Raw genomic sequence first — 26558 nt, forward strand, 5'->3', positions numbered from 1 at the left:
TGCTCATCGGTCGCTCACCGCTCCTCGCTCACTCCGCGGGCCGCTCGTCCCTCGCGGACCACTCCGCTCACTGCGTCGGGCTCGCTCCGCGTCATGCACGGCGTACCTCCAGGTTTCCGAACTCGTCCGTGGTCGCGGTGAAGCCGGGGTGGAGCGGCAGCGTGGAGCCGTACTCCTCGATGACCGCCGGGCCGGTGACCTGCGCTCCGGCGGTCAGGCCGGAACGGCGGTGGACGGGGGTCGCGCCCCACTCGTCGTAGAAGACCTCGCGGAAGGCGGCCGGCTCGGGTCGCGGGTCGCCGTGGGGCCTGCGCCCGATGACGGGCCGGGTGATCGGGCCGATGCCGGAGACGCGGAGGTTGACCCACTCGACGCCGTGCCGGGGGTCGTCGCGGTATCCGTACCCGTAGAGCCTGCGGTGCTCGGTGTGGAAGCGGTCCAGCACCTCGGCACGCCAGTCCTCGTCCAGCGGGCCGGACGGCGCGGGCACCCTGACCTCGTAGGCCTGGCCGTAGTAGCGCAGGTCGGCGCTGCGCGCGTAGACGTGCGCGCCGGGGGCGAAGCCCTCGCGGTCCAGGGCCGCGGCGGCCTGCCCCTCCAGGTCGCCGAAGATCTCCCCGGCGGTCCCCAGGGAGAGGTCGCGGGTGACGAAGGTGCGCACATAGTCGTTCTTGACGTCCACGGTGAGCAGTCCGAAGGCCGAGACGTTGCCCGGGTCGGGCGGGACGATCACCGACGGCAGTCCGAGGATGTCGATCAGGCGGCAGACCAGGAGCGGGCCCGAGCCGCCGAAGGCGACCATGGGGAAGTCCCGCACGTCCAGGCCGCGTTTGACGGTGATCTGGCGGATGGCGTTCGACTGGTTGAACGCGCTGATCTCCAGGATGCCCGCCGCGGTCCGTTCCGGGGACAGCCCGATCTTGCCCGCGAGCGCCTCGATCCCCTCGCGGGCGGCGTCGGCGTCGAGCGGGATCTCCCCGCCGAGCAGGTGCGGGGGGACCCGGCCGAGGAAGACGTGCGCGTCGGTGACGGTGACCTCGGTGCCGCCCCGGCCGTAGCAGAGCGGGCCGGGGTCGGCCCCGGCCGATCTGGGCCCGACTTTCGGCGTGCCCTCGGGGGAGATCCACGCGACGGAGCCGCCGCCCGCGCCGACGGTCACGATGTCGATCATCGGGATCTTGCAGGGGTAACGCCCGATGCTGCCCTCGGTGGTCAGGGACGGCTCCCCGTCGACGACCACCGCGACGTCGGTCGAGGTGCCGCCGCCGTCCAGGGTGATCACCGAGGGGTGCCCGGCGGTGGCGGCGATCAGCGCGGCACCGAGCGCGCCCGCGGCCGGTCCCGAGAGCACGGTGGTGATCGGCTGGTGTACGACCTCGGCCGCGGACAGCACGCCGCCGTTGCTCTTCATCACGGAGAACGGCATGCCGCTCCCCCTCACCGCCCGCGCGACGCCCGCCGCGGACTGCGCCACCGCCGGCCCCCCCGGCGCGACATCCGGCGCGGGCGGCGCCTCGCCCACGACACCCTTCGGGTACACCCGGTCGCCCGCGTACGCGCGTCCGTCCGCGTCCCGTGCGTGGCTCGCCGCCTCCAGGCGTTCGGCCAGGTTGGCGATGTAGCGGCGCATGGTCGGTTTGACCGCGGCGTCGACCAGGGTGGTGACCGACCGCTCGTACTCGCGGTACTCGCGCAGCACGTCGCACGAGATCGAGACGACGGCGTCCGGGTGCTCCCGTTCGAGGACCTCCCGCATGCGCAGTTCGTGGGCGGGGTTGGCGTACGAGTGCAGGAAGCACACGCCGATCGCGGTGATGCCGCGGTCGCGGAACCAGCGGGCCGCCGCGACGGCCTGCTCCTCGTCGAACGGCCGCACCTCGGCACCGGTGTGGTCCAGGCGCCCGCCGACGGTCCTGACCCGGTGCACCGGGACGATGCGGGGCGGCTTCACCCAGAAGTAGGAGTTGCCGTAACCGTCCGGCACGCTCTGGCGGGCGATCTCCAGGATGAACTCGAAGCCCTCGGTGGTGACGAAGCCCAGGTCGGCGATGCGGTCTTCGAGGAGCTGGTTCGTGGCGACCGTGGTGCCGTGCACGACGGCCGACACCGCCTCCATGGCTGCGCCGCCCGCGTCGCTCACGTCCTCCGAGCCGGCCGCCTTCCGCAGGACTTTCCGCACCCCCTCCATGAACCCGTCGGCCGGGTTGGCGGGGGTGGAGGGAGTCTTGGTCGTGGTGATCTCACCGGTCTGCTCGTCCACCGCGACCACGTCGGTGAACGTGCCTCCGGTGTCGACCCCGATACGGACGCTGCGCATGCCCCCGTGTCTACCCAGTCCCGGCGAGTCCGCAAATCGGCGGACCCTGCCGAAGCTGCGCCCGGTCCTTGGGCAGTGTTGGCGGGAAACGACCTCGAACGACCTCGAACGGCCTCGCCGGAAACGGCCCCGCCGCCCCGGTCGCGGACCGGGGCGGCGGGAGCGGCTCCTAGCGGCGGCGGGGACCCATGGTGGTGTTGATCACCGCGTCGGCGTCGTGCGCGTGGATCTTGGCGGCGAGGCGGATGGCCATCTCGTTCGTACGGCGCAGTTCGGCCTCGACCCGGTCCTTGCCGGACTGGCCGACCTGCACGCCGAAGTAAGCGCCGATGATCGCGCCCGAGACCCCGACGAGCCCGGCGAACGGCGCGGCCGTGTCACCCTCGCGCAGCGCGATCACCACGAAGCCGATCAGGATGACCACGAGTCCCATGACGACGACGTAGAACCCGTACCGCCAGCGAGCCGCCTCGGCCTGGGCGGCGACGGCCTCGTCCTCGGTCATCATCGCCGCGAGCGCCGCGGGCATCTCCGTGGTCTCCGCGCCGGAGGGACCGGGGGTCACGACGGCCGGGGTCTTGCCGAGGGGTGGAGCGGAGTTGTTGGTGGTCGTCACAGATTCTCCCACTTTTCGATAGACCAAAAGGAATCTCCCACGGTTCTCACCGCCAAGCCAAGTCAGGCCACGCCCGGGCTTGCCGGCCGGGGACCACCCCCTTTTACCAGCGCATCTTCCACCTAAACGCCCTCATATACCTCACAGTTCACTACCAGTTGTAGATCGTTATCTTTGAGGCGGATGTACGCGGGCGGGCCGTCCACGAAACGTGAAGATCACGATCCATGCTCGGCGCGGTAAAACAGGACTCGGATGAGATAGAAGACATTCACCACTCTCATCTGGTTTTCAGAGGTCTCTGTGACGAAGCTCCTCCGGCTCCTCGTGGCCCCGCTGTCCGCCGCCGCCCTCCTTCTCAGCGTGTTCTCGACCCCCGCCCGGGCCGACACCGACCCCGTGCTCGCCGCGCAGTGGCAGATCGCGTGGAACACCTACCGGTTCTACGAGTGCCTGACCGCCCCCCTCCCGATAACGGGACGGAGCCAGGCCAAGCGCGACATCTCCATCGAGATCAACGCACCGGTGCAGCACGTGTTCGACGCCTACTCGAACATCAACAACCACCTGGGCATGCACTCGTTCCTGAAGCGGGTCGTCACCCACGAGGACCGGACCGACGCCGGAACGCGCTACGTCAACTTCACGGCCGTGGAGGACATCCCGGTCGCCGGGCTGCCCGTCACCTCCAACACGCACGCGCAGCAGCGCATCCACCGCGACGAGCTCTACTACGAGACCGACACCTGGACGCTGCCGAACGTCGTCACGCACCAGAAGATCGTCTTCGAGGACCTGGGCGATGGGCGGACGCGCGTCACCGAGCATCTCACCTTCGAGGCGAGCATCCTGCTCATCGACTTCACCGTGACGAACGGCGTCTCCTCCCACCAGGCGACGCAGGCGGGTCTCAAGGCGGCGATCGAGAGCGGCGAGCTCTGAACCGATCCCGTACGCTCCGGCGGCTGGTGAGGGCGACGAACCGATGGCCAGGGGGGAGATCGTGGAACGCGGCCGGAGTACTAGGCTGGCCCCCCGTGACCGAATTGTCTGCCCTCTCCGCCGTTCCTGCCGGTTCCCGGGACGGAGTGCTGCGTTTCTACTTCGGCCCGATGGACTGCGGCAAGTCCACGCTGGCCCTGCAGATGAACTACAACCACGGCCGCCAGGGCAGGCGTGGCCTGGTGCTCACCAAGCACGACCGCTCGGGCGCCCCGCAGGTCACCAGCCGGATCGGCCTGGGCAGCGAGGCCATCGAGGTCGTCGACGACCTCGACCTGGTAGCCCTGGTCCGCGCGCACGAGCCCATCGACTACGTCATCTGCGACGAGGCGTGCTTCTACACGGTCGCCCAGATCGAGCAGCTCGCCGACCTCACCGACGGCTACGGCATCGACGTCTACGCCTTCGGCCTGGCCTCGGACTTCCGCTCGCAGATGTTCCCCGCAACCCAGCGGCTGTTCGAGCTGGCCGACGAGATCAGCCGCCTGCAGGTCGAGGTCCTGTGCTGGTGCGGGCGCCCCGGGCGCCTGAACGCCCGGGTGGTCGGCGGCAGGATGGTCCGTACCGGCGAGCAGGTCGTCATCGGCGACACGGGCGCCGACCCGATCCGCTACCAGGTGCTCTGCCGCCGCCACTACCGCTCCGGAGAGCTCGGCCTGACCGGCTGAACCCCGCGCCGGGCGAAGGGGACGCCCCGCCCGGCGCGGGTGTCAGACGGCGCAGTGGCCCTCGTCGTCGCAGGCGTCGCCGCCGTTCGTGGCGGCCTTGACGGCCCTGGCGGCCGGCGACTGGCCGGTGCGCTCGGCGACCTCTTCGAGGGCGGCGAGCAGGGTGTCCTCGGGCTGGGCGCCGGAGACGGCGAACTGACCCTCGAAGAGGAACAGCGGCACCGAGCTGACACCGATGGCGCGGGCCTGGGCCAGCTCCTCCTTCACCGCCGCCGCGCCGTCCTCCCCGTCCAGGTCGGCCTGTACGCCGAGCTCGCGGGCCAGTCCGGCGAGGACCTCGCGGGAGCCGACGTCGAGGCCGTCGGTGAAGTGGGCGCGGAAGAGGGCGTGGAGCGCTTCCTCACCCCTGCCCTGCTCCCCGGCGAGCTGGACGAGGCGGTGCGCGTCGAAGGTGTTGGCCTGGATCGAGTGGTCGAAGTCCAGCACCAGCCCGTCCTCGGCGGCGACCTCGGTGACCCTGCCGAACATCTGCGCGGCCTGCTCGGCCCCGCCGAACCTCGTCGCGGCCCACGTGAGCGTGGGCTCACCGTTGGACTTCGCGTCCGGCATGAGCTGGAACGGCCTGAACTCGACCTCCACCTCACCGCCCTTGGCCCGGTAGCGCTCCACGGCGCGGGCGAAGCGGGTGTGGCCGATGTAGCACCATGGGCAGACGACGTCTGAGTAGATTTCAACCTTCACACCACGCTGCAACCGGCACCGGGACCCGCTGATTCCACGGGCCCGGCCCGCCGTCCGCGAACACGGGGACGGACGCGGGGACGGACGCGGGGACGGACGCGGGGACGGACGCGGGGACGGACGCGGGGACGGACGCGGGGACGGACGCGGGGACGTGGCATCCTGGCGAGAGCCACCCGGCCCGCGCCGACCGGCGCCGGCGACGGGAGGGAACGGGAAAGCGGAGGCTGCGGGGACCGCGCCCGCCCCCGGGCGGGGTGTTCACGCCCGGGGTCCGGGGTCAGTACGGCAGCGGCCTTCCCGACGGGCTCCGCAGGTCCAGCAGGTCCCGGTCGCGACGTCGTGAGCGCTTGCGGATTCGTGTCCGGCGCATCGTCCGGAACTCCTTTCGGGTGCGCGTGCGGGCCTGGCCTGCCGATTCCTGTGATGTGCCGCCGTCCGGGCGGCGCGGATGGTCCATGTCTTCTATGTCCCCCGTATCCTCTCTGCCCTCGGCGAGGAGAGGCTTTCCTGTCGTGGCCGGTGAGCCGGGTCGCCCCTGTCGTGGCCGGTGAGCCGGGTCGCCGGAAGGTCTCCCGGCCTTCTCAGGCCGCAGTGCCGTTGAGACGCGGGTGGATGGCCAGCTCGAACCAGCTGACCTTCCCCAGGGACGTGCGTTCGCTGCCCCACCGGGCGGAGAGCAGGTCGAGCAGATACAGCCCGCGTCCTCCCTCGTCGTCCTCGTGGGCGTCACGCACGTAGGGAAGGGCGGGATTGGCGTCGTCCACCTCGCACCGCAGCATTCCCTCCCGATAGGAGACGGCGAGCCGGATCGGCCCCCACGCGTGGCGCAACGCGTTGGTGACGAGCTCGCTGACGAGCAGCCGGGCGGTCTCGCCCTGCTCGCCGATCCCCCACTCGGCCAGCTGCCCGCAGATCAGCCGCCGGGCTCTGGGCACCGAGGCCGGGATGGGCGGGAGCGGCCAGGACGCCCTCCTGGCAGAGGGGCGCGGGAGCGGAACGGCGATCGCGCAGACGGAGAGGGTAAGGGCGAGAGCGACGAACGGTCTCATGCCGCCCTCCCGCAGGGAGCGCGGTGGGCGGGAACGACACGCCCGTCGGGCAGGATTTCCCCGGTGTCCTCGAAGACCACCACACCATTGCAGAGCAGCCCCCATCCCTGCTCGGGATGAGAGACCACGAGACGAGCCGCCTCATGATCGAGGGCGTACGCTGCCGGACAGGCGGGCAGGTGCTGACACACGGTACTACTCCGATCTTGATTGGCTACGGAGGGGAACCTCGCGGAACCCCGAGCGAATGATCGTCCTCACCGGCTCGCCCCCGGCCCGTCGACGACGGGACAGGTCTTCCTTGCCGAACGCGATGGATTCGACTCGCTTCCGCTGCCGGCGACGTCTCCTCACGCGCCCCCGCGCCCGCGTACATCCCGGCGCGACCGGTGGCGAACGGTTCCAGCGATGGCCGGAAACCCGTCGTCGGCGACCACATCCACCCGTTCGATGACCTGCACGTGACGCGGAATCTTCTGCCAGGCTCTCCCGAGCGAACGCGGTGTTGATTTATGCCATTTATGTGTTGTTTCATCTGTGTTTACACCCGCATGTGTTGAGCGTCGATAGAGCCATGGTCTTGTCCTGGTAGAGCATTTTTTGCGGTATTGGTTCCCGCCGCATCAGGCAAAGACAGGCCATGGCAAGGAGGCTCCCGGGGAGTCCGGATCACTCCCGGCGTGGCGCGGTGGCATCGGCGGCGAAACGGACGAGGAGCGAGGCGAAGGTCTCGCGGTCCTCGGCGGGCCAGTGCGCTGTGAGGGCGTCGAACGTGTCGTTCTGCCAGCGGCGGGCGGCTGCGAGGAGTTCGTGGCCGGACGCGGTCAGCGCCAGGTCGGCGTGGCGGGCGTCGCGTTCCATCGTGCCGCGCCGTACCAGCCCCGCGGCGACCGCGTCGGCGACCATGCGGCTGGCCACGGAGCGGTCCACCCCCAGGGCGTCGGCGACGGCCCGCACGCCGGTACGCCCACCGCCACCGCCCGTCACACCGGCGCCTCCGGCCCCGCCGCCGCTCCCGCCGCCTCCGTCCCTTCCGCCGATGATGTCGACGACCACGACCCGCGAGACGTGCCCGCCCTCGGCACCGGCGCCGGCGACCCCCTGGGGCCAGCGCCGCGACCAGTAACGGATCAGTGCGAACAAGGCGGGTCCCGCCTGCTCCGCGGTGGGGAGGCGGCTTCCGGAGAGGGCGGGGACCGCCCCCGGGCCGGAGGACGACGCACCGGGCACGAGAGGCGCCGCGGGGTCGGCCACGGAGCCGGACCCGGGACCGGCCTCAGGTCCGGCCTCGGGCCCGGCCTCAGGCCCGGCCTCAGGGCCGGCCTCGGGGCCGGCCTCGGGGCCGGCCTCGGGAATGGTTTCTGGACCGGACGACTCCCGGTCGCGCGCCTGGTCACCGGTGGTCCGCATGGGCGCAGCATGGCACTCGGCCTTGATGTGTGCAAATCACACATGTAACGTGTGCAAAATGCACGCACTTGATGACAACGCTCCCGATACCGAACCAGTGAACGAAGCGATCTCCCTGGTCACGCGATTCGAGGAGGCGGTCAACCGGCAGGCCGTGGCCGAGGCCGCGGGGATGGCCGCCGAGGATGTCGCGATCACCGGACCACGCGGCACCGCTCACGGGGTGGACGTCCTGCGCCGGTGGGTGGCGGACTCGGGCATCCGGCTCACCTCGCGGCGCCTGTTCGTCCGGCTTCCCCACCTGGTGGCCGAGCAGACGGCCCGCTGGCACGACCCCGGCACCGGGGCTCTCGGCGACGCGACGACCGTGGCGACCCTGTTCACCGTAAGGGACTCGAAGATCGCCGGTATCGCCCGCTACGACAGCGGCCTCGCGGCGGCGCTCCTCGCCGCCGGACTGGCAGAGATCGACGAGGTCGTCGTTCCAGGTCCGCCGCGGGCGGTCTAGAGGGAGGACCGGATGCGACCGGAGGAGGGGACCGACGGACCGGGGGCGTCATGGGGCGTAGACGACGGACCAGGGGCGGGGGGCGGGCGACGGGGACGTCCCGGGTGCCGCCCGCGGCGCCCCGGCGGTGACGTCCCGGGCGAGGATCCCGGCCGCCAGGGTGGCGAACCCGGCGGCCGCGGGGTGGGCCGACCGCTCCGGCCAGGCGACACAGATCCCTCTCAGGAGAGGGGCACCGGCCAGGGGGCGCCAGGCCAGCCGAGGCTCCCTGCGGGCCATCGCCTCCTGTTCGAACGCCACCCCGTGCCCCGCCAGCACGAGCCCCAGCAGGAACTCCGGGTTGCGGGCGTGCTGGAGGCGTACGGGCGAGAAACCCCCCGCGCGGCAGACGTCGAGCATGCGGTCGTACCACGCCGGGGAGGTCTCGCGCGGGAAGACGACGAGGTCGTGCCCGGCGAGGTCGGCCAGCGTGATCTCCCACGGCCGTGACCCCGTCCGCGGTTGCGGCCGTGCCTGCGCCAGGGGGGAGGTGCGGGGCAGCACCACGCCCAGCGGGATCTCCACGACGGGCCCGGACCGCAGGCCGGCAACGTCGACGGGGTGGTGCACGAGGCCCGCGTCGAGCTGGGCGGAGGTCAGCCGGCGCAGCTGTTCCGGAACGGTGAGCTCGTGGAGCTCCAGCCGTAGCCCCGGAGTCTCCTCGGCGACATGCCGCAGCAGGGCGTGCAGCGTTACGGCCGGGATCTCCGGGGGTACCCCGACCCGGAGGGTTCCCAGCTCACCGTCACCGGCCTGGCGCATCATCGCCCGCAGGCGTTCCTCACCGGCCAGGAACCGCCTGGCCTCCTCGACGAGGAGCCGGCCCGCCATCGTGAGCTCGATCTGCCGTCGCGAGCGGTCGAACAGCTCCGCACCGAGCTCGCGCTCCAGCCTCTGGATCGACTGGCTGAGCGGCGGCTGCGCGATGCCCAGCACCTCCGCGGCGCGGCCGAAGTGCAGTTCTTCGGCGACGACGAGGAAATGCCGCAGATGCCGGGAAAGGTCCACGGCGTCACGATAGGCGATCGTCCGCGGACTCGCGGCACGTCACAGGCCCGCGGCACGCCGCGACCCGGAGGTACGTCACGATCCGGAGATACGTCACGATCCGGTGGCGCGCCGCGACCCAGCCGCACGTCACGACCCAGCCGCACGCCGCGACCCGGCGGCGCGTCACGACCCGGCGGCGGGGCTGGATAGCGTTGCGGGCATGTCGGCAGAGGAACGGATAGCGGGAATCTTCGCGGCCGCCGGGGTGGAGGGGCACCTGCACGCGCTGGACGTCGCCGGGGGCCGCGAGATCGCCGTACGCGCCGACGAACAGGTCGTGATCGCCTCGATCTTCAAGGTGCTCCTGATCCTGGAGTTCGCCCGTCAGGCGGCGGCCGGCCAGCTCGACCCGGCCGAGCGCGTCCTCGTGGCGGCGGAGGACAGGCTCGGCGGATGGGGGACCGCCGGATGCGCGGACGACGTGGAGATGTCGCTGCGCGATCTCGCCCACTTCGCCATGCAGGTCAGCGACAACACCGCCGCCGACCTGCTGATGCGGAGGATCGGCCTGGACACCGTGCGGATGCTGGCGGCGGAGCTGGGGCTGGCGCGCACCCGCGTGGTCGGCGGGCCCAGGCAGCTGCTGGAGTCGATGCTCGCGGACGTGGGGGCGCGGGACGACGCCGAGTTCGCGCGGATCTTCCCGACGCTGCCCCCCGAGCGGGTACGGGCGCTGCGGGTCCTCGATCCCGATCACACGACCTCCAGCACGGCGCGCGACGTGACCCGGCTGCTCGGGCTGATCTGGCGGGACGAGGCCGGGCCGCCGGAGGCGTGCGCGGCCGTCCGCGACTACATGACACGGCAGATCTTCTGGACGCGGATCGCCTCGGGCTTCCCGCCGGGGACGCGGGTGGCCGCCAAGACGGGGACGCTGCCCGGCCTGCACATGGAGGCCGGAGTCGTCGAGTATCCCTCCGGCGAGGGCTACGCGGTGGCGGTGTTCGCCCGGGCCGGGCAGCTGCCCACCCGGCGCATCGACGTCGACCTGGCGATCGGCCAGGCCGCGCGGGCCGCCGTCGACGCGCTGCGGGCCGAGTGATCTCCCCCACTCGGCGGGCGGGTTCCGCCTTCCCGCACGGCGTCCGGATCCCGCCCCGGCTGCTCTGATACGCGTTCGCCTATCGGAGACGACGGTCGAGGATCTTGGACGTGGACGGCCCCGTGGTGGTTGGGTCCTCAGCGGGCCGCACGCGGCCGGCGGCCGTCACCCGGGTGACCGGGGACGACCGTGCGTTCATCCGCACCGAGGGAGAGACATGTCCCGATTCGATCGAAGAGGTTTCCTTCGCACCGCGACGGCGGGGGCAGCGCTGGCGGGGGCCGCGCTGGCACCGGCGGCCGGAGACCTCCTGTCCCCGTCGCCCACCAGGGCCGCGGCGCGTCCGGGAGGGAGGAAGACCGCCGCGACGTTCCGCTGGCTCGGCACGTCGGGCTGGCGCGTGGACGTGGGGTCGTCGACGTTCCTCGTCGACCCGTACGTGACGCGGTTCGACACCGGCCTGGCGGCGGGCGCGTTCAAGCCCACCACGCGGCTGGAGGTCGACGCCGAGGCGGTCGGCAAGCACGCGGGCACGCCGAAGGTGGTGCTGGTGACGCACGCGCACTGGGACCACTTCAACGACGTCCCGCACATCGCGACGTCGACCGGGGCACGGGTGGTCGGCACCGCCACCACGTGCAACCTGGCGCTGGCGTTCGACGTGAAGAGCAACCTGCTCAGCCCGGTGAAGGGCGGGGAGGTCCTGGACTTCGGCGACTACGTCGTCGAGGTGGTGGCGTCGCTGCACAGCCGCAACGCCGACTACTCCATGGTCTTCCCCGGGGTCCGGCTGACCCGGCCTGAGCGTAGGCCGGAGAACATCTCCGAGCTGCCCGAGGGCGACACCCTGGCGTTCCAGGTGAAGATCAAGGGCGGCCCGTCGGTTTTCTTCATGGGCGGCAGCGACTTCGTCGAGCGTAACCTCACCGGCCTCGCCCCGGACGTCGCGATGATCCCCACCACCTCCTCTTCGTCCACGTACGACTACGTGCCGCGCCTCCTGCGGGCCCTGGACATGCCCCGCGTGGTCGTCCCGGTGCACTGGGACAACTTCGAGGTGGCGCTGCGGAACCCGCCGCAGGCCGACGAGAAGTCGAGGAAGAGCCTCGCCGGGTTCGTCGCGGCGGTGCGCAAGGTCAGCCCCGGGACGAAGGTCGTGATCCCGGACTATCTGACACCGCACACCTTCGGCTGACGCCCGCGCCGCCGGTCCCTGCCGACGGCCCGCGCTGACGACCCGTGCTCACCGGGCGCGCTAGGGAACGGAGGCGATCTCCTCAAGGCGGGCGGCCAGCTGCTCGGGCTCGCCGTCGATCAGGGCGGACACCCCGCGCCACCAGGCGAACCACTCGCCGCTGCGCCACATCCAGTCGATCCGTTCGATGGAGGCGACGACGTCGCCCTTGACGCGCCACACCTCACCGGCCTGCTCGGTGGAGGCGCCGTGTCGCAACGCCCAGGCGTGCAGGGTCGTGGCGGCCTCGGCGTCGACCGGTTGCCCGTACGGGTCGGGGTGCTCGTCCAGCCGGTGGGGGCCGAGCCCGGCGGCGACGCCCCAGCTCCACTGGGCCTCGGCGGGACGGGAGTAGCGGAGGGAGTCGAAGTCGAGGTTGGAGCCGAGCTCGTCGTCGGGGCGGCGCACGACCACCGCGTCGAGACGGCCGCCCGCGTCGAAGGAGACCACGACCCGCCGGCCGGGGTGCGCGTCCTTGGGCAGCTCGACCCGGTCCTCGGCCTGCCAGGAGTTGAGGTCGGTGACCGCGGCCGGACGCCCCCAGGCCGCGTCGGCCGCGTCGTCGGCGATCCAGGCGGCGAGCATCTCCAGGACGGTCAGATCGGTCCACGGTTCGATCGCCGTGGAGGTCTGGAGCACCTCGTCGGGCGCGGGCAGCTTGCCACCGCGCTCCTGCCGCCACCACTCCTTGCCGAGTTCGCGGGTGCCGACCAGCAGACCGGCCAGCGCGGCGAGTTCGGTGGATCTGCGGGTGAGGGGGGCGCCGCGTGCGAGCTCGACGGCACGCGCGACGCGGTCGGCGCCCAGCGCCGCCTTCGCCTCGCTCAGCAGCAGGGCGGCGTCCGGCCGCTCCTCGCCCAGCAGATCGCGGATCAGTCGTCTGGCCTCGGTCCTGGCGTCCTCCGCACGTGCATCACGCATACGGACACGGTACGCCGGGAGATCCTTAGGCGCGAGCGTCACCGGGCGGTACGGCCGTGCCGTCGTCCCGTGGCGACTCGGCGAGATACGCCGCCCTTCCCACCATGTAGGCGGCCACCGCCGCCGTCACCACCTGGTAGACGGCGATCAGCAGCAGCGTGCCGGCGATCGCCCAGCGGGGGTGGCGCAGCCACATGGCGAGCAGGACGAGCTGGAGGCCGAGCACCTGGGGTTTGGTCGCCGCGTGCATGCGGGACAGGGTGCCGGGAAACCGGACCATCCCCACCCCGGCCGCGAACGCCAGTCCCGCCCCCAGCAGCAGGCACGCGCCGGCGGCCACATCCAGCACGGTCACCGGACGCGCCTCGCGCGCGGCCCCCGCCCCGCGGGAGCGCGACGCGTGGAGTGACGGTTCTCCGGGGCGGGCCGCGCGGGACGGTGTCCCCACCGGGTCCGCCGTACGGAACGGCCCGCGCGGAATCCGGCCCGCGCGGTCAACGGGCACGTCCCGCGAAGAACCTCGCCAGCGAGACCGAGCCGACGAACCCCAGCAGGGACAGCGCCAGCAGCAGGGGCAGCGCCGAGTACTCCCGGTACGTCGCCGCCTCCGCGCCGATCGCGCACATGACGACGGCGGTGAGCACGTCCAGCGCGACGGCCCGGTCCAGCATCGTGGGGCCGCGGACCAGGCGGTAGAGCGTCATCACCGCGGCGGCGGCGAGCAGCGCCAGAACGGTCAGGTATGTCACCGTCATCGCGGCTCCCCCTCACGCGCATCCGTCGTCGCGGCTTCCTCGCAGGTCGTCGTCATCGCGCCTCTGTCACGGGTCACCGTCATCGCGCCCCCTCGTATGTCCCCGTCATCCGTATGTCCCGTCATCGCTCCCCGTGCGCGTCCCCGTCATCCCGGTTCCCCGGACGCGTCACGGCCGTCACGCCCCTCCCGGCACGTCGCCGTCATCGCAGCTCCTCCCGGTCGGCGCGGGTGCCGAAGGCGGCCACGATGCGGCTCTCCAGCCGCGCCACGTCCTCGCGGGTGACCCGGGTGACGGTCGGCGCGTCACCCGGGATGCCGAGTACGTGGAGCACCAGCAGCCTCCGCCGGACGTTCGCCTCCAGCACCAGGCTGCCCGGCAGCGCCGACAGCGCCACCGTCATCAGCACGGCCACCGTCTCCGACGAGGAGTGCAGCCTGACCTCGACGATCTGGACCGGGGGCGGCGCGCCCGGGCGCAGCGCCCAGAAGGCGACCCGGAAGCTGGAGGCCACCAGGTCCCCCGCGAGGCGGACGACGAACAGGAGGATCCCGACGGGGTGGAGCCGGATCCCGGAATCCTCGACCGGCAGCGGCAGCAACCACACGGCGGCCAGCGCGGCCAGCAGGCCGCCGAGCACGTTGCCCACGCTGAGGTCCCCCCAGAGCAACAGCCAGACCGCGGTGAGCCAGGCCACCAGCGGCAGCGGCACGGGCCTGCCCAGCACCCGGGGCACCGGGATCGTCGGGCCCGGCCCCCTCACCGCTCACCGCCGAGCACCGCGGAGACGTACGGCTCGCGAGCCAGCAGCTCGCCCGCGGCCCGCTCGGCCAGGGCGGACAGCGGCCCGGCCAGCACGGTGTACGACAGGGCCAGCACCACCAGCGCCGCCGTGGCGGCGAGCATCGGCGCCGGCATGGTGACGGCGGTGACGACGGCCTTACCGGTGATCCCCCCGGTGTTCCCCGCGCCGCCCCCATCGTCTCCCGCCTCTCCTGTCTTTTCCGTGCCGGCCGCGCCGGGCTCGCCCTCCCCGCCCTCCCGCGCGGCTCCCCCCTCCGCGGTCGTTTCCGGGGCCGGCGCGGCCGATGTCCCCCAGAAGGCCCTGTTCCAGGTCGTGGCCACCGCGTACAGGGTGAGCAGGCTGGTCAGCAGCCCTCCCGCGACCAGGGCCAGGGCCATCGGACGGCCGTCCGCGACCCCGGCCTGGATCAGCCCGAGCTTGCCCAGGAAGCCGGACATCGGCGGTATCCCCGCCAGGTTCATCGCGGGCACGAAGAAGAGCACCGCGATCGCGGGAGCCGCCCCCGCCAGGCCGCCGAGCCGGTTCAGGGAGGTGGTGCCGGTACGGCGCTCGATCAGGCCGGTCACCAGGAACAGGCTGGTCTGCACGGTGATGTGGTGGGCGACGTAGAAGATGGCGCCCGCCATGCCGGCGACGGTGAACAGCGCGACCCCGAACACCATGTAGCCGATGTGGCTGACCAGGGTGAAGGAGAGCATGCGCTTGATGTCGGTCTGCGCCACCGCCCCGAACACCCCGACCAGCATGGTCAACAGCGCCGCCCACATCAGCAGGCCGCTCACCGGGCCGCCGGGGAACAGCAGCGCCTCCAGCCGGATGATCGAGTAGATGCCGACCTTGGTGAGCAGCCCCGCGAAGAGCGCCGTCGCGGGGGCGGGCGCGGTCGGGTACGAGTCGGGCAGCCACGCCGACATCGGGAAGATCGCGGCCTTGACCACGAAGACCAGCAGGAGCGTCAGCTCGACCAGCAGCCTGATGTGCTGGGGCAGCACCGAGAACCGCTCGGCCAGCTGTGCCATCGACACGGTGCCGGTCGCGGCGTAGGCGACCGCGATCGCGACGAGGAACAGCAGCGACGACGCCAGCCCCACCACCGTGTAGGTGGCGCCCGCCCGGATGCGGGCCTCTGTCCCGCCGAAGGTCAGCAGCACGTAGGAGCCGCTGAGCAGCATCTCGAACCCGACGAAGAGGTTGAACAGGTCACCCGAGAGGAAGGCGTCCGACACTCCGGCGACCATGATCAGATACGCCGGATGGAAGATCGACAGCGGGGCCCTGTGCTCCTGGTCGGCGCGGGACTGCGCAAGCGAGTAGACCATCACGCAGAGCGTCACCGCGGAGGAGACCGCCAGCATCAGCGTGGAGAGCCGGTCGGCGACGAGTGTGATGCCGATCGGCGCGCCCCAGCCTCCGGCGTGGGCCACCAGCGGTCCCTGCCGGTCGGCGGCCGGCAGCAGGAGCAGCGAAACGAGCAGTACCACCGCGAGCGTGCCCACGCTGATGAGCGCCTGGAGCCGTACCAGCTTGCGGCCGATGGCCAGCTTGAGCCCGGCGGCCAGCAGCGGCAGCACCACGGGCACCGGGATCAGCGCCTCCACCGGCACCCCCTCCTCCGGCCCCTCACGGACCTCCCTCCCGCACGGCGCGGGACGCGATCCCGCATCAGTCCTCCCCCTCCAGGTCGGTGTCGTCCTGTGCCCTGGCCTGCCGTGCCCGGTCGGCGCGGATCGCGGCGCGCATCTGACGGAGGGCGTCGCGACGGCGGGCGTGGAGCCGCCTGCGGATCTGCCGCTCCCGCACGATCTGCTCCCGCTCCCTGCGGGCGAACTCGGCGCGTATCTCCCGGACGCGTTCCTGCCGCTCCTCCTTGGAGAGGTCCTCGGCGCGCCGCGCCTCGGCGAACCGCTCGGCGAGCCGTTCGGCGGACAGGCCCTCGTCCTTGTGCTCCTGCAGCCAGCGGCCCAGGTCGACGTTCACGTCGAGGATCCGCTGCTCCAGTTCCGCGGCCTCCCTGCGCTCCCGCTCGTGGCGGGCCTCCCTCAGGCGGGCGAGCTCGACGCGCTGCTCCCTGACCAGCCGCCGGTACGCCTCCTGGCGCTCGAGCACGTCCTGGCCGAGCTCGCCGCGCCTGGCCCGCAGCCGCACCCGGCGGTCCTCGGTGTCGTCCTGCACCTCGTCGGCACCGGTGAGCTGCCAGGACCGGTGGACCATGGCGAGCAGGAAGGCGGTGACACCCAGCGTGATGACGATGGCGGTGAGCACCATGGCCTGCGGCAGCGGGTCGGCCATTCGCTCCGGGGCGGTCGTGCCCAGGATCGGCGGCCTTCCCGGCGGTCCGCTCGCGGTGAGGATCAGCAGGTTCACCCCGTTGGTGAGCAGGATGACACCGGCCAGCAGCCGGACCAGGCTCCTCTCCAGCAGCAGCGTCACCCCGCACGCCACGAGCGTGCCGGCCACCAGGAGAGGCAGCAGCGGGGCGGTCACCGGTCCTCCCCCTCGTCGATCCGCCGGTCCAGCTCGGCGCCCAGGCTGCGCAGGACGTCCTGCACCATGCCGATCACCGTGATGTAGACCCCGGCTTCGAACAGCAGCACGGTCGACAGGTGAAGGTCGCCGACGAGCGGGACGCGCAGGTCGGCGGGGAGCATGTCCAGCGGCCCGGCGCCGGCCAGCATCCCCCAGAACGCGGTGACCGTGCACAGCAGGAGCCCCAGGCCGATCAGTACCCCGGCGGTGACCGGCGCGGCGGCGGCCAGCTCGTACCGGCCTCCGGCGAGATAGCGCATGACCAGCGCGAGACCGGCCACCATGCCCCCGGCGAACCCGCCGCCCACCGCGCCGTGCCCGGTGAACAGCAGGAAGACCGAGACCACCATCACCGTGTGGAAGGTCAGCCTGGCCACGAGCTCGAAGATGACCGCCCGCTGCCCGGGCGGCAGGGTGGCCGCCAGCCAGTACGTCCGGGAGTCGTCGCCGGTCCTGCCCTGCGGGACCCGCAGCGCGTACGACCGGCTGCTCAGGAAGACCAGGCCGGTCATGCCGAGGGTGAGGACGACGAGCACGGAGGTCTCCCCCATGGTGTCCCAGGCCCTGACGTCGACCAGGATCGCGCTGACGATGTTGGCGGCCCCGGCCTCCTCGGCGGCCGGGGCCATCAGCGTGCCGACCGGCGTCGCCTGCCGCGCGTTCATCGCGAGCATCCCCGCCCCGGCCATCACCGTGCCGCTCACGACGCCGAGGGCGAATCGCGCGGCGAACGGCACCCGGGGCCGGTTCTCCCGGGGACCGAGGGGAAGCCTGCGGAGCACCAGCACGAACACGACCAGGCTCAGCGTCTCGACGAGAAACTGGGTCAGGGCCAGGTCGGGCGAGCCGTGGACGAGGAACAGCAGCGCCGTGCCGTACCCGGTCAGGCCCGCCACCAGCACCAGCACGATGTGCGAGCGCACCCTGAGCACGACGGCGGCCGTGGCCATGAGGAGCACGCCGATGACGGGCTGCTCGACGCGTTCCCAGAGCACCACGTCCGGACGCAGGTCGGGCGAGGGCCCGTACAGCAGCGAGAAGGCCGCGACCCCCGCCAGGGACACGAACGCGATCATGAGGTAGTCGGGCAGCGAGCCGCGCTGGACGACGCCGGTCAGCTGCAGGGAGAAGCGGCCCAGCCCGCGGACCAGCGCCCAGTAGGCCCGGCCGGAGTCCATCATGTGCAGTGCCACCCCCAGCCGCACCAGCGGTTCCCTGACCAGGAAGAGGAGCGCGCCCCCCGCCAGCGCGGCGGCCGACAGCAGCAGCGGCACCGGGGCTCCGCTCCACAGCGCGAGGTGGGTGCCGTGGCCGGGGCCGGGGAAGGTGCCGGTGTAGCCCTCCATCGCCTCGCCGTACCGCCCGGCGAGCGGGGCGGCGGCGAGCCCGAGCACCGACAGCAGCGCGGGCGGCAGGAACGTCGCGGCGCCGGTGGGACGCACCGGCACCGGCTCCCCGCCGGGCTTGTCGCCGAAGGCGCCCCACAGAAAACGCGCGCTGTAACCGGCGGTGAGCGCGGAGCCGAGGACGACTCCAGCGAGGACCGCCGTGTCGGCGGGCCGCCCGGTCAGCAGCGACTCGAAGGCGGCCTCCTTGCCGACGAATCCCAGGAACGGCGGGATGCCCGCCATCGAGACGGCGGCCCCCGCCGCGGTCGCGGACAACCACGGCGCCGCGCGCCGCAGGCCGCTCAGCTCGCGCAGGTCACGGGTTCCCGTGGAGCGGTCGACGACACCGACGACCAGGAAGAGGGACGCCTTGAACAGCGCGTGCGCGAGCAGCATCCCGGCCCCGGCGATCGCGGTGTCGCGGGTGGCCGCGCCGAACAGCACGGTCAGAAACCCCAGCTGGCTCACCGTGCCGTAGGCGAGCAGCCTCTTGAGGTCGTACTCGCGCAGTGCCCGCCAGGCGCCGAGCAGCATGGTGAGCAGGCCCAGCGGCACGGCCGTCCAGCGCCACACGGCGAGGTCGCCGAAGGCCGGGCCCAGGCGGGCGAGCAGGTAGACCCCGGCCTTCACCATCGCCGCGGCGTGCAGGTAGGCCGAGACCGGCGTCGGCGCGGCCATCGCGGCCGGCAGCCACATGCTGAACGGGAAGATCGCCGACTTCGACAGCGCGCCGACCAGGATCAGCACCACCGCCACCGGGACCAGGCCGCCGGACGGCGGGTCCGCGACGATCCGCGAGATGCGGTACGTTCCCGCGGCCTCGCCGAGCACGACCATGCCGCCCAGCATCGCCAGCCCGCCGAACGTGGTGACGGTCAGCGCCTCCATCGCGGCCCTGCGGCCGGCCCGGCTCGCGGGGTCGTGGCCGATCAGCAGGTAGGAGAAGACGGTGGTCAGCTCCCAGAACACGTACAGCAGCAGGAGGTCGTCGGCGACCACCAGGCCGAGCATCGCCCCGGCGAAGGCCACGAGCACCCCGGCGAACCGGCCGAGCCCCTCGGCGGTGGCGGCGAAGTAGCGCGAGCAGTACAGCACGACCAGCGCGCCCACGCCGGTGACCAGCGCCATCATCAGCACGGCCGGCGCGTCGGCGCGGAAGGACAGTCCCAGGCCGAGGGCGGGTGCCCAGTCATGGTGCGACTCGACCGGGACGCCGGCCAGGGCGATCCGGACCGTGTAGGCGAGCCCGCAGGCGGGCGGTACGGCGAGCGGGAAGAACGCGTCCCGGCCGAAGCGGCGCACCAGTGCCGGGGCGAGTACCGCCGCCACGGCGTGCAGGATCAGCAGCGGCTCCATGTCCCCCCGGGCACCCGTCGTGGCCGACGTATCCCAAAATGCCGGGAGGTACACGTTTCACCGGTCAAGCACGCGGGCCGCTTGACCCGAACCCCGCCGGTTCTTCACCTGGGCGTGATCAGCTCCTCGAACCGGCGGGCACGGTCACCGTCTCCCGCCGCTTCCCGCCGGGAAACGCCGGTGAACACCGAGGAACACCGAGGAACACCGAGGAACGCCGGGGAACGCCGGGGAACGCCGTCACCGCCTCCCGCCGGTGCGGCCGAGCAGCCAGCCGATCACCGCGCTGCCGAGCGCGACGCCCGCGCCCATCCCGAACGCGGCGAGAAGCGACCAGGCGGGGACCCCGGGCCTGGGCTGCCTGGCCGGGCGTTCGAAGACGTGCGCGGGTCCGGCCTGGCCGGCCGCGACCGGCGATCCCGGCTCGGCGACCGCGGCGGACACGGCGGGTGCCGAGGGCGCGGCGGGCGACGGATCGCCGCCCGCCGCGATCCGGGTGAGCGCTCCGGAGGCGGAACCGGAAGCGGGCGCGGAACCGGAAGCGGGAACGGGAACGGGAACGGGGGCTGCGGGAATCTCCCCCGAGGCGAGGTGGCTCTCCACGGCGGAGAAGAACTCCCCCGCGGTCTTCCTCGCGACGGAGCCCAGCATGCGCTGACCGACCCCGCCGATCATGCCGCCGATCACGGCCTCGGCGTCGTAGTCGATCCGGGTGCCGCCCTCGACCTCGCTGAGGCGGATCTCCACGGTGGCGTCCACGGTGCCGGGGGCGCCCTGGCCTCGGGCCCTGAGCACGAACCGTTCCGGCGCCTCGGGCTCCGACAGGGCGACCTCGCCCTGGTAGACGCCCTTGATGGAGGCCACCCCCGCGGTGACGGTCATCCGGTAGGTGGCCGGCCCCGTCTCCTCCAGGCGCTCGCAGCCCGGGATCGTGCGTACGAGCACGGCCGGGTTCTGGAGCGCTGACCACACACGATCTCTGTCGATGCCGAGCACGGCACTGCCTGCGAGCTTCACACCAGCACCCTAGGCAATCGCCGGGCGGGCGGATAACAGCAACATCTGCCCGCCGGCGGGACCCGCCCTTGTCAGTGCTGCCTCAGTGCCTCGAACCGGACTCCGGCATGCCCGGAACGCGAGGCCCGGCCCGGCGTGGGACAGGCGGGACATCACGGATCAGCCGGACACGGGGCTTCCGGATCGCAGAGGCACGCCCACGTCGTGCAGGTGACGCAGCGCCTGCGCGTACGAGCTGACGATCCCGGACTCCAGGTAGTCGACCCCCAGCTCCTCGCAGTACGCCCGGACGATCGGCTGGGCGCGGCGCAGGTTGGGCATCGGCATGCTCGGGAAGAGGTGGTGCTCGATCTGGTAGTTGAGCCCGCCGAGCACGACGTCCAGGAACACGCTGCCGCGCACGTTACGCGAGGTCAGCACCTGGCGCCGGAGGAAGTCGAGCTTGTCCTCGCCCCTGAGCATCGGCATGCCCTTGTGGTTGGGGGCGAAGGTGCAGCCCAGGTAGACGCCGAAGATCGCCTGGTGCACGAGGAGGAAGACCACGGCCTTGCCGGGCGACAGCACCGCGAACAGCGCGCCCAGGTACAGGACGGCGTGCACGGCGAGCAGCGACGCCTCCACGGCCCGGTGCTTCGTCGCCGGGCGCGTCAGTGCCCGGACGCTGGACACGTGGAGGTTGAACCCCTCGAAGGTGAGCAGCGGGAAGAACAGGAACGCCTGCCAGCGGCCCACGAACCTGGGCAGCCCCTTGCTCGCGGCGGCCTGCTCGCGCGACCAGAGCAGGAAGTCGGGGTTGACGTCGGGGTCGTGGTCCTCGTGGTTGGGGTTGGCGTGGTGGCGGGTGTGCTTGTCCATCCACCAGCCGTAACTCATGCCGATGGCGAGGTTTCCGGCCACCAGCCCGGCGATCTCGCTGGAGCGGCGGGAGCGGAAGACCTGGCGATGCGCCAGGTCGTGGGCGACCAGCCCGATCTGGGCGAACACCACCGCGAGGAAGACCGCCACCAGCAGCTGGTACCACGAGTCACCGAGGGCGAAGAAGGCGGCCCAGCCACCGACGAAGGCCGCCGCGACCAGGCCGAGCCGCGCGGCGTAGTAGCCCGGGCGCCGGTCGAGCAGTCCCGCCTGGGCGATCCGGCGCGACAGGCGCGCGAAATCACTGCCCCGCTCCCCTTCTCCGGGGGCGGCGTTTTCGGGGACGACGGGAGGATCCACGTCATCGATCGCGGTTGAGTTGGTCACGGTTCTCCTCAGATGGGCCGGATCACTCGACATGATCACGTCAGCCGGTGGCGCCATGAATCGACGTCGGCCAAGCAAGACGACCATCCCAGGATTCCGTGCCCGCCGTAATCCCAAACCCCCGCTCACACCCCAGCTTGTGGTAGTGCTGGCCCTACCCTGGCAGATGCCATGATTCCTGGATGATCACGCGATAGCCGCCGGAGTCACTCCTTTCAGGACCGCTGTGTCGGACTCCCGGCTGCTGGCAGGATGGTCGCCCATGGCATCGGGGACATACTGGACGATCAGAACGGCGGCGGCGACGGCTCTGGCGGTGAGCGCCGGGTGCGCCACGAGCCCCGACGACGGAAGGGCCGGTGCCACCCCCGGCCCGGGCGCCTCCCACGCGTCGAAGGCCCCCTCCGGCGCGGGCGACCGGGCGGCGAGACCGGCCGGGCCCCCCGGGGTGACGCCCAGGCCGGGTGAGGTGGGCCGGTTCCCCCGCCCCGGCGACGGCCTGCCTCCGGTGATCAGTTCCATTCCCACCAGGCGGAAGGTTGTCTTCCTCACCATCGACGACGGCTGGGAGCAGGATCCCGGCTTCGTGGCACAGGTCCGCGACCAGCGGATCCCGGTGGCGGCCTTCGTCACCCGCGACGCCGTGGAGGCCAGGGGCGCGGCCGATCCGACCGCCCAGGGCGGCAGGTTCCTGGGCGCGGGCAAGTGGAAGTACGTGCGCGACCTGCGCGACGCGGGGGCGACGATCGAGAACCACACGCTGACCCACCCGAACCTCCCGGCGCTCGGCTACGAGGGGCAGAAAACCGAGATCTGCGGCATCTCCAAGCTGATCCGCAGGCACACCGGCACCGCGCCCACGCTGTTCCGCCCGCCGTTCGGCAACCACAACACCCTGACCCGCAGGGCCGCCAAGGCCTGCGGCATCGACGCGCTCCTGCTCTGGACCGCGACCGTGCAGCCGGGCGGGAAGATCGCCTACCAGGTGCCCGACAAGAAGCTCCGCCCCGGCGACATCCTGCTGCTGCACTTCCGCCCGAACCTCGCCCGCGACTTCAGGATCCTCGTCGCGAAGATCAAGCGCCGGGGTTTCGAGATCGGCAACCTCGACGCGTACCTGAAGGCGGCGGCCCGCTGACCCGGCCATGACGGGCGGAGGTCCCGCGGCCGGACGGCGACCCGCCCTTGTACGGAAGTCCCGCGGCCGGGCGACGGTCCGCCCCGGTGCGGAAGCCCCCGGCCGGACAGCCGGACGGCCCGCCCCCTGCGCGGGGACGGGCCGTCCGGGGATATATGTGATCACTCACTCTCGGCGGTGTAGAGGTACTCCCAGTCGCCGCACCGGGTGGGGTAAGAGCTGTGCAGGCCGATCTGGCAGACCTTGACGCGGACGCTGTCGACCTTGTGCCTGCTGAAGGCGAAGTGCTTGGCGCCCCCGGCTCCGCAGTACTTGTAGGACTTGCCGTCGTACCACTTGTCGCCGTCGCCGAAGTGGTGGACGGCGAACTTCACGTAGGCGCACTTGCCGCCCTGCTTGTACGTGCGGTGGTCGAGGTCGTACAGCTTGCCCTTGACGTCGACCCGGTTCCACTTCTGCTGGTCGTCCCACTCGACGCCGATCCAGCCGCGGCTCTTGGCCCGGTGGTTGGACGAGAAGTAGTGGCCCCAGTTCTCGCTGTAGTCGTAGCCGGACGAGCCGGTCGCGGCGGTGGCCGCCGCCGGGGCCGCCGTGGTCGCGGCGTGCGCGGTGGCGGGCGCGGCGAGCGCGATCGCGCCGAGGGCGGCCGTGGCCAGCAGGCCGGTGGCAAGTCTCTTGATCATGATTTCTCCTTTACCTCCCCGAACCGGCCTCTGCCGATTTCCCCCTGGAGTGACTCATTTGTATGGGGAGGTGCTTGCAGGCCCCCATACCGTTCCTTACGGAGCGCTTGCGAGCCGTTTGCAGTGGCTTGACCCGGTCGTATGGAGAACAACCCGGTCACCGGAGGGACGGCGCATCCGCCGCCCGGCGTACCGGGAGATCACCCCGGAGGCGGACGCCTCGCGGGGGGCGCCCGGCCCACCATGGAGTCACGCCCCGGGGAGGCGGCCCGGGGATCGCCGGCGCGACGGGACGGACGTCCCTTCGGGCGGGGACATCGGGGAGGGGGTCCCCGGTGGCGCGCGGGAGAGCCGGCGCCGCGAGCCGGCGGAGACGATCTCGGTCCGACGGAGAAGTGCGGCCTCCCCGCGGACCGTGTGACGAAGATCGCAGTAGCTCGCGGCGCCTCTCCCACCCATAGCTCTACAAGCCGTAGTACTACTAGAAGTAGAACTACAAGCTGTAGAGCTTCAGGCCCGCGAAGGGAACACGAAGGAACGATGGAAGCGCTAGATCTGGCCCGGTGGCAGTTCGGGGTGACCACCGTGTACCACTTCCTGTTCGTACCCCTGACGATCGGGCTCGGCGTCTTCGTGGCCGGGCTGCAGACCGCGTGGTACCGCACGGGAAAGGAGCACTACCTGCGGCTCACGAAGTTCTTCGGGAAGCTCTTCCTGATCAACTTCGCGATGGGCGTGGTGACCGGCATCGTGCAGGAGTTCCAGTTCGGCATGAACTGGAGCGAGTACTCGATCTTCGTGGGCGACGTCTTCGGCGCCCCGCTGGCGCTGGAGGCGCTGCTCGCGTTCTTCCTGGAGTCGACCTTCATCGGCCTGTGGATCTTCGGCTGGGACAGGCTTCCCCGGCGCGTCCACCTGGCCACGATCTGGGCCGCGGTCATCGGGTCCAACCTGTCGGCGTACTTCATCCTCGCCGCCAACGCCTGGATGAAGCACCCGGTCGGGTACGAGGTGGTCGACGGCAAGGCCAGGATGACGGACCTGTGGGCGGTGCTCACCAACTCCACCGCGCTCGCCCAGGTGCCCCACGTGATCGCGGGAGCCTTCGTCGTGGCGGGCGGCTTCGTGCTGGCGGTCTGCGGCTACCACCTCCTGCGCGAGCGCCGCACCGCCTCCGCCACCGCCTCCACGGCCACGGCCACGGCCAAGGCCACGGCCGACGCCACCGGCGGGACCGCGCCGGCGCCGCGAGGTGTGAGCATCTGGCGGACCCCGATGCGGGCCGCGCTGGTGATGACGGCGATCGCCGGGGCCCTGGTCGCGGGCAGCGGCGACATGTCGGCCAAGCTGCTGTACGAGCAGCAGCCCATGAAGCTCGCCTCGGCCGAGGGGCTCCGGCACGACACCGCCGGCGCGCCGTTCTCCCCCGTCCCCGGGCTGGAGGTGCCCATGCTGCTCAGCTTCCTGGCCACCGACGACCCGAACGCGGTGGTCCAGGGCACCGAGGACCTGCAGGCGCGGTACGAGGAGCGGTTCGGCCCCGGCGACTACCGGCCCAACCTCCCGGTGGTCTTCTGGTCCTTCCGCGTGATGATCGTCTTCGGTCTGTCCACGGTGGGCCTGTCGGTGCTCGGCCTCTGGCTGACCCGCCGCAGGCGCCGCGACGGTCTCCGCGTCCTGGGAGAGGTCCCCGCCTGGTTCGCCCGGATCTGCGTGCTCGCGCTGCCGCTGCCGACGATCGCGATGATCTCCGGCTGGCTGCTCAGCGAGATCGGCCGCCAGCCGTGGACCGTCCAGGGCGAGCTGCTCACGGCCGCGAGCGTCTCGCCGGGCGTCAGCCTGGCCGAGGTGGCCGTCTCTCTGGCGGTCTTCACGGTGCTGTACGGCGCGCTCGCGCTGGTCGAGGCGGTACTGCTCACGCGCCACGTCAAGACGGGCCCCGAGCCCGTCGCCCCCGCCGCTCCCCGTACGCCGCCCTCCCGCGACGACGAGAGCGCGGACGCCCGGCTCCAGCCGACCCTCATGTACTGAAGGCGACGACGATGGAACTCACCACCTTCTGGTTCGCGGTCATCGCGTTCCTGTGGACCGGCTACTTCGTGCTGGAGGGCTTCGACTTCGGCGTGGGCATGCTGGCACCGGCGCTGGCCAGGAACGAGGCCGAACGCAAGCAGGTCCTGGGCACGATCGGCCCGGTCTGGGACGGCAACGAGGTCTGGCTGATCACCGCGGTCGGCGCCATGTTCGCCGCCTTCCCCGCCTGGTACGCCGGGATGCTCAGCGAGTTCTACCTGCCGATCGTGCTGGTCCTCGTGGGGCTGATCGTGCGCGGCGTCGGCCTGGAGTGGCGCGGCAAGGTCCGGCACGCCGCCGACCGCGCCTGGTGCGACCTGGGCGTGCTGGTCGGCAGCGCCCTGCCCGCGTTCCTGTGGGGCGCCGTCTTCGCCGACCTGCTGCGGGACAGCGCGACGGCCGCCCTGGTCGGCGGGCTGTTCTCGCTCTCGGTGTGCGTGCTGCACGGGGCGGTGTTCGTCGCGCTCAAGACCACCGGGCCGGTGCGCTCCCGCGCCCGGCGCGCCGCGATGCTCGCCTCCGCGGTGGCGCTGCCCGCCGCGGTGGCGGCCCTGTCGCACATCCCCGTCGCGGGTACGGCGGTCGGCGCCTGGTCGGCGGCGCCGACCAGCCCGTGGCTGTGGGCGGGCGCGCTCGCCTCGATGGCCGCCCTGGCCGCCGGGGTCGCGCTGACCTGGCGCGGCCGGGACGGCTGGGCGTTCGCCGCCACGGCCTCGTCCATCGCGCTGGGCGCCGCCGCCCTGTTCGGCGCCCTGTGGCCCGCCCCGCTCCCCGGCCTCACCGTCGCCGAGGCTGCCTCGGGCCCGTACACGCTGGGGGTGCTGACCTGGATCGGCCTGATCGCGCTGCCGTTCGTGCTCGGCTACCAGGCCTGGTCGTACTGGGTCTTCCGCAGGCGCCTGGTCGCCGAGGTGTCCTGAGAACGCAGGCCGCCTCGACCGGCCGCCTCCGTACCGGAACCTCTCGGCACCGGCC

The 26558-nt window shown here is 72.1% G+C and carries 25 protein-coding genes; 8 read left to right on the top strand and 17 right to left on the bottom strand.

Annotation, left to right across the window (positions count from 1 at the left end; all coding sequences use genetic code 11):
- Positions 1–91 precede the first annotated feature (91 nt).
- Positions 92–2317: a hydantoinase/oxoprolinase family protein gene (locus AB0G15_RS03590; protein WP_362834951.1), complete on the bottom strand. Its 2226-nt coding sequence runs from the start codon at positions 2315–2317 to the stop codon at positions 92–94.
- A gap of 169 nt (positions 2318–2486) precedes the next feature.
- Positions 2487–2933, bottom strand: a complete 447-nt coding sequence (locus tag AB0G15_RS03595) for a hypothetical protein (protein ID WP_362680870.1) — start codon at positions 2931–2933, stop codon at positions 2487–2489.
- A gap of 303 nt (positions 2934–3236) precedes the next feature.
- Here AB0G15_RS03595 and AB0G15_RS03600 point away from each other — a divergent pair, with 303 nt between their 5' ends.
- A complete protein-coding gene (locus AB0G15_RS03600) occupies positions 3237–3875 on the top strand; it encodes an SRPBCC family protein (protein ID WP_362834953.1) in 639 nt (212 codons plus the stop codon).
- 95 nt (positions 3876–3970) lie between these two features.
- Positions 3971–4603, top strand: coding sequence for a thymidine kinase (locus AB0G15_RS03605; RefSeq protein WP_362680876.1), 633 nt, complete (start codon positions 3971–3973; stop codon positions 4601–4603).
- 42 nt (positions 4604–4645) lie between these two features.
- Here the strand turns inward: AB0G15_RS03605 and AB0G15_RS03610 are convergent, their stop codons facing one another.
- The 4 genes from AB0G15_RS03610 to AB0G15_RS03625 all read right to left on the bottom strand — a co-directional run bounded on the left by AB0G15_RS03610 (position 4646) and on the right by AB0G15_RS03625 (position 7806).
- A complete protein-coding gene (locus tag AB0G15_RS03610; protein ID WP_362834955.1) occupies positions 4646–5344 on the bottom strand; it encodes a DsbA family oxidoreductase in 699 nt (232 codons plus the stop codon).
- Positions 5345–5928: 584 nt separating this feature from the next.
- Complete coding sequence (locus tag AB0G15_RS03615; protein ID WP_362834957.1) at positions 5929–6396, bottom strand: ATP-binding protein; 468 nt, start codon at positions 6394–6396, stop codon at positions 5929–5931.
- Positions 6393–6587, bottom strand: coding sequence for a DUF5999 family protein (locus AB0G15_RS03620; protein WP_362680885.1), 195 nt, complete (start codon positions 6585–6587; stop codon positions 6393–6395). Before AB0G15_RS03620 ends, AB0G15_RS03615 begins: the two co-directional genes overlap by 4 nt.
- 478 nt (positions 6588–7065) lie before the next feature.
- Positions 7066–7806 (bottom strand): MarR family winged helix-turn-helix transcriptional regulator, encoded by a 741-nt coding sequence (locus tag AB0G15_RS03625; protein WP_362834959.1) that lies wholly within the window; start codon positions 7804–7806, stop codon positions 7066–7068.
- Positions 7807–7903: 97 nt separating this feature from the next.
- On the opposite strand from AB0G15_RS03625, the gene AB0G15_RS03630 reads away from it, so the two are divergent.
- Positions 7904–8314 (top strand): nuclear transport factor 2 family protein, encoded by a 411-nt coding sequence (locus AB0G15_RS03630; protein ID WP_362834961.1) that lies wholly within the window; start codon positions 7904–7906, stop codon positions 8312–8314.
- A 48-nt stretch (positions 8315–8362) separates the two neighbouring features.
- Here the strand turns inward: AB0G15_RS03630 and AB0G15_RS03635 are convergent, their stop codons facing one another.
- The gene (locus tag AB0G15_RS03635) at positions 8363–9361 is read right to left on the bottom strand and encodes a LysR substrate-binding domain-containing protein (protein ID WP_362834963.1); all 999 of its coding nucleotides are present in this window, start codon (positions 9359–9361) and stop codon (positions 8363–8365) included.
- A 202-nt stretch (positions 9362–9563) separates the two neighbouring features.
- On the opposite strand from AB0G15_RS03635, the gene AB0G15_RS03640 reads away from it, so the two are divergent.
- Complete coding sequence (locus tag AB0G15_RS03640) at positions 9564–10445, top strand: serine hydrolase (RefSeq protein WP_362834965.1); 882 nt, start codon at positions 9564–9566, stop codon at positions 10443–10445.
- A 217-nt stretch (positions 10446–10662) separates the two neighbouring features.
- Positions 10663–11640, top strand: coding sequence for an MBL fold metallo-hydrolase (locus AB0G15_RS03645; RefSeq protein ID WP_362834967.1), 978 nt, complete (start codon positions 10663–10665; stop codon positions 11638–11640).
- A 60-nt stretch (positions 11641–11700) separates the two neighbouring features.
- On the opposite strand, the gene AB0G15_RS03650 is transcribed toward AB0G15_RS03645, so the two are convergent.
- The 9 genes from AB0G15_RS03650 to AB0G15_RS03690 form a co-directional block, all read right to left on the bottom strand.
- On the bottom strand, positions 11701–12600 hold the full coding sequence (locus tag AB0G15_RS03650; RefSeq protein WP_362834969.1) for a hypothetical protein: 900 nt from the start codon (positions 12598–12600) through the stop codon (positions 11701–11703).
- 25 nt (positions 12601–12625) lie between these two features.
- Positions 12626–12955, bottom strand: a complete 330-nt coding sequence (mnhG, locus tag AB0G15_RS03655) for a monovalent cation/H(+) antiporter subunit G (protein ID WP_362834971.1) — start codon at positions 12953–12955, stop codon at positions 12626–12628.
- A 139-nt stretch (positions 12956–13094) separates the two neighbouring features.
- The gene (locus AB0G15_RS03660; RefSeq protein WP_362834973.1) at positions 13095–13355 is read right to left on the bottom strand and encodes a monovalent cation/H+ antiporter complex subunit F; all 261 of its coding nucleotides are present in this window, start codon (positions 13353–13355) and stop codon (positions 13095–13097) included.
- Positions 13356–13557: 202 nt separating this feature from the next.
- Positions 13558–14118 (bottom strand): Na+/H+ antiporter subunit E, encoded by a 561-nt coding sequence (locus AB0G15_RS03665; protein WP_362834975.1) that lies wholly within the window; start codon positions 14116–14118, stop codon positions 13558–13560.
- Positions 14115–15758 (bottom strand): Na+/H+ antiporter subunit D, encoded by a 1644-nt coding sequence (locus AB0G15_RS03670; RefSeq protein WP_362834977.1) that lies wholly within the window; start codon positions 15756–15758, stop codon positions 14115–14117. The genes AB0G15_RS03665 and AB0G15_RS03670 overlap by 4 nt, the downstream gene beginning before the upstream one ends.
- 64 nt (positions 15759–15822) lie before the next feature.
- A complete protein-coding gene (locus AB0G15_RS03675; RefSeq protein ID WP_362834979.1) occupies positions 15823–16644 on the bottom strand; it encodes a Na(+)/H(+) antiporter subunit C in 822 nt (273 codons plus the stop codon).
- Positions 16641–19430 (bottom strand): Na+/H+ antiporter subunit A, encoded by a 2790-nt coding sequence (locus tag AB0G15_RS03680; protein WP_362834981.1) that lies wholly within the window; start codon positions 19428–19430, stop codon positions 16641–16643. The genes AB0G15_RS03675 and AB0G15_RS03680 overlap by 4 nt, the downstream gene beginning before the upstream one ends.
- A 240-nt stretch (positions 19431–19670) precedes the next feature.
- Positions 19671–20447, bottom strand: a complete 777-nt coding sequence (locus AB0G15_RS03685) for a carbon monoxide dehydrogenase subunit G (RefSeq protein WP_362834983.1) — start codon at positions 20445–20447, stop codon at positions 19671–19673.
- Positions 20448–20606: 159 nt separating this feature from the next.
- Positions 20607–21593, bottom strand: a complete 987-nt coding sequence (locus AB0G15_RS03690; RefSeq protein ID WP_362835310.1) for an acyl-CoA desaturase — start codon at positions 21591–21593, stop codon at positions 20607–20609.
- A 358-nt stretch (positions 21594–21951) separates the two neighbouring features.
- Between AB0G15_RS03690 and AB0G15_RS03695 the strand changes: the two genes are divergently transcribed.
- Complete coding sequence (locus AB0G15_RS03695) at positions 21952–22827, top strand: polysaccharide deacetylase family protein (RefSeq protein ID WP_362834985.1); 876 nt, start codon at positions 21952–21954, stop codon at positions 22825–22827.
- Between the two features lie 161 nt (positions 22828–22988).
- Here the strand turns inward: AB0G15_RS03695 and AB0G15_RS03700 are convergent, their stop codons facing one another.
- Positions 22989–23510, bottom strand: a complete 522-nt coding sequence (locus tag AB0G15_RS03700; protein WP_362834987.1) for a hypothetical protein — start codon at positions 23508–23510, stop codon at positions 22989–22991.
- Between the two features lie 540 nt (positions 23511–24050).
- Between AB0G15_RS03700 and AB0G15_RS03705 the strand changes: the two genes are divergently transcribed.
- The gene (locus tag AB0G15_RS03705) at positions 24051–25541 is read left to right on the top strand and encodes a cytochrome ubiquinol oxidase subunit I (protein WP_362834989.1); all 1491 of its coding nucleotides are present in this window, start codon (positions 24051–24053) and stop codon (positions 25539–25541) included.
- An 11-nt stretch (positions 25542–25552) separates the two neighbouring features.
- The gene (cydB, locus tag AB0G15_RS03710) at positions 25553–26503 is read left to right on the top strand and encodes a cytochrome d ubiquinol oxidase subunit II (RefSeq protein WP_362834991.1); all 951 of its coding nucleotides are present in this window, start codon (positions 25553–25555) and stop codon (positions 26501–26503) included.
- Positions 26504–26558: the final 55 nt, after the last annotated feature.

The organism is Streptosporangium sp. NPDC023825 (assembly GCF_040639575.1).
In the GTDB taxonomy this organism is placed as follows: domain Bacteria; phylum Actinomycetota; class Actinomycetes; order Streptosporangiales; family Streptosporangiaceae; genus Streptosporangium.